Origin of the sequence: Synechococcus sp. R70.1, assembly GCF_047461675.1 — a bacterium.
Classification (GTDB): domain Bacteria; phylum Cyanobacteriota; class Cyanobacteriia; order Thermostichales; family Thermostichaceae; genus Thermostichus.
This window is the reverse complement of the sequence record NZ_JANSHR010000065.1, coordinates 1-3,339: the sequence shown is the minus strand read 5'-3', so window position 1 is coordinate 3,339 and position 3,339 is coordinate 1. Positions and strand designations below refer to the sequence as shown.

2 protein-coding genes are annotated in these 3,339 nt (G+C 49.5%); one reads left to right on the top strand and one right to left on the bottom strand.

The genetic code is table 11. The features are described 5' to 3' along the window. Window positions 1-181: 181 nt before the first annotated feature. Window positions 182-544 carry a Uma2 family endonuclease gene (locus tag NW807_RS08100; RefSeq protein ID WP_414425792.1) on the bottom strand — a complete coding sequence of 121 codons (363 nt, stop codon included), beginning with the start codon at window positions 542-544 and terminating at the stop codon, window positions 182-184. A gap of 460 nt (window positions 545-1,004) precedes the next feature. On the opposite strand from NW807_RS08100, the gene NW807_RS08095 reads away from it, so the two are divergent. Then, on the top strand, window positions 1,005-3,143 hold the full coding sequence (locus tag NW807_RS08095) for an FkbM family methyltransferase (RefSeq protein ID WP_414425791.1): 2,139 nt from the start codon (window positions 1,005-1,007) through the stop codon (window positions 3,141-3,143). The last annotated feature ends 196 nt before the right edge of the window (window positions 3,144-3,339 follow it).

Sequence of the window (3,339 nt, the reverse complement as noted above, 5' to 3'; positions counted from 1 at the left end):
CTAGGTACAATCCCAAAACCTCGCTCGGCAAGCAACCCTCTGCATCCTCTTGAATTGGCTCATAGCGGCCGCCCCTTAGCCGAAACCCCGCCCAGTCCTCTGGCTCAAACGGGTCAAACCAAAAGTACTCCGGCACCCGGATAATTTGCTCATAAAGTTGCTTTTTGCTTGTCTTGTCCTCCTAGGCAGTGCTGGGAGAAAGAAGCTCAATCACCACGTCCGGCCCTTTGCCCTGCTCCCAAATCACCCAGCTTTTGCGCTCGCCTTTAGGCACACCCAACACCACAAAATAATCCGGCCCTTTGAAATTGCGGCCGCGGGTCTGCTCCAAGCTGTAGTAGAGAAACATATTGCCACCGACAAAGCCATCAGGGCGCTGCTGCAGCCAGGTTTGGGTAGTGGAGATGAGCAAGTCCATCTGGCACCTGTGCCGCCAGCTTTCCATGGGCTCGCCGTCGTCGTAGGGAAGCTCGTCTTGGGTGGGGGGCCATTCGGGTAGATAAACCGGATCCAGCACCTCAGTAATTGGGTTCGGGTTAGTCATTGCCAGTTCTCCTCTCTTTACCCTTACAAGGTATCGGGATCCACCCCTAGCTCCCGCAGCTTCTGGGCCAGGCGCTCTGCTCATTGTTCGGCCTGCTCAGCCCTTTGCCGCTCCAGTTCGGCCTCGGTGGGTACCAGTTCCCCAGCAGCAGTGGCCCAGCGAATCCAGGTGGCCTCAATGTCTGGAAACCTTCCCCCATCTCATTGTTGCCAGCAAAGCAGCTGGGACGCTGCTGCGACCAGGCTTGGGTAACGCAGATGAGTGAGTCCATTTGGCACTTGCGCTGCCAGCTTTCCGCGAATGCACCGTCTAACTTGGTAGGTGTGTAGGTATAATCAGTACTTAGCTCCTGACTTTGTCATTATGGATGCACGTAGGGCAGGATAGTGCAAAACTAGCCCTCTTTGTAGCCTGGGCAGAAGCTACACTTTGTCAGCAGCACTGATTAGAAGGACGAGCTATGGAAAATTCCAACAAAGAAACTCTGCAACCGCGAGTTCTCCTGAGCTGGCCAATACCGCCAGACTACATCCCACCGCCGCAGTTTTCAGATCGGCAAGTAACTGTCTGTCTCAAAGAAAGAGTGGGGGGCTGTGGACTAGGCTATGTCAACCGTCGTGAAGGCTTGGTGGAGTGTCCGGAAGGAGATTATGACCTCTATGACTTTGTCCAGCAGTCTGAGCAAATTGTGGATAAAGAGTTTGACTTGGTGATTGTACGAGCTTCCAGCTGCGAATACAGCAACCCCTTCAACACGAAAAAATTTGGCTGTCCAACTGTCTTGCTAGCCGGAGATACGCATCATAGCCACTTCCCCATCAAACATCTTTTGGCCTACTGGGCCGTTGAAGCCTTTGATTATGTTGTTAGTGCTCACAACCGCCAGCACCTGCACTGGTTTGCCGCGGCGGGCGCGGAAAACCTGGCCTGGCTACCTCTCATCTCCATGCATACGGTTGTCCACAAGTGGGTAGAAGCAAGAGAAAGCCAAGTTGTCTTTATTGGCCAGCTGGGATTCCAGCATCCCAGACGTTTCCGTCTGGTCGAAGCCATAAAGAGGGCACACTTGCCCATTCTTGCCACAACTGCCAACCGTCAAGAGGCAGCCCGCCTATTTGCCGAATCGCTGATTTCGTTTAACTGCAGCCTGAATGGGGATCTGAACTTTAGGAACCTGGAAGTGATTTCTGCGGGTGGCTTTTTGCTGACAGACAAGCTCTCCTTTGCATCCGGCTTTGATGAGTATCTGAGCCCCGGCTTATACTGCGACGTCTATAGTTCTGAGCTGGAGCTAGTTGAGAAAATCAAGTTTTACCTAGAAAATCCAGGGCTGGCTCTAGAGATAGCTAAAAGAGCTTATGAAAAGTTTCTTGTGGACTGGCATCCCAAGCATCGGATAGCCGATCTGATGAATTGGGTTTTCAAGGGAGAGCTACCCAACTTTTACGCAGCTAAGTCCGATCCCAGATTTTTCATTAGCACTGCCTACAGAGATCTTGTCAATACACGCCTTGCTATCTACGAACCTGTTCAGGAGTTACACCGTGTAGAGGAGCAACTTAAGGTACTGGTTAGCAAAGACTGCCCGGTAGCAGTTGTGGCAGATCTCCTGGATCTGCCGAGACTAGAAGTCTATGTTGAGGCCGGGTTCCCAGTGTCTGAGCTTCCCAAGGACGAGAGGGTCGTTTCCAGAGTACATGTCTGGGAGGAAGAGTCCAGCCACTTAGGTACTGCGACTTGGGATGTTCTGATTGCCAGATCCAACAGCCATCTTACTTCTCGACTCCTGCCCTACTCAAAATTTGTTTTTGTCCTTGATGAACAAAATCAATTGGTGTTCTCGAACGCAACAAAGTTAGCGAACATTGCAAGATTTTCCTTGGGCGCAACTAGAGCGGATGGATCTTCTTGGACACTACATCTCAATTTTTATAAGGAGGAAGAAAACGTAGCGCTATTCACGATTGACGAAATCTTTAATAAGCAGTCATATCCTTTTTTAAACTTCGTCGATGGCGTATCAATAATTGTTGATGTAGGAGCAAACATAGGCATCGCAAGCGCCTACTTTCGAATGCTTTATCCAAATGCTACTATTCTTTGCTTCGAGCCTGACCCTGTAGCTCTTCACTTGCTGAAGCTAAACAGCCTAGCTATAGGCGGCTGCACTGTATACCCTTTTGGGCTGTACAGTGATGATATCACCAAGACTTTCTACAGTAGTCTTGTAACGGCCTGTTATAGTTCGATACACAAGAACCGATATGCTGACTTTCCAAGAGTTGTACAGCTTGTAAAGGCAAGCTCATTCCTAGGCTCATTTCTAAAGAGTGTTGGCGCTTACAACATCGATATTCTCAAGATAGATACTGAAGGTAGTGAGACCCAAATATTAAAGGATTTGTTCGAAATTTTAGTCGACATTAAGATAATATACCTAGAGTTTCACTCTGAAGAAGATAGACGATTAATAGACCAGATCCTATCCCCTACCCATGTTTTGTACAAGGGAAACATAGTTCACACACATCTAGGTACTCTTTGCTACTTGAGTAGAAGGTATATCCTTCATGACGTTTCACGAGAACCTCTTCGGTAAAAAGTTCTCCCAGTCAGTAGCTAAGGCCACTGGGGAAGTTGACAAAGGAGGTTCTAGCTAGAGCATGTAGTTTCAGGATCGACGCCCACTTCGAGCATTTTTGCGTTGGGGGCTCTATCCGTGCTGTTCTGTTCCAGCTTGGCCACACGAGCTTCCAGCTTGCGCAAGGTACGTTGCAGCTCAGGCAGATGCCGCT

Excerpts from the sequence above, each read along its gene's own strand:
- NW807_RS08100 (WP_414425792.1), bottom strand. The coding sequence starts at position 544 with ATGACTAACCCGAACCCAATTACTGAGGTGCTGGATCCGGTTTATCTA.
- NW807_RS08095 (WP_414425791.1), top strand. The coding sequence starts at position 1,005 with ATGGAAAATTCCAACAAAGAAACTCTGCAACCGCGAGTTCTCCTGAGC.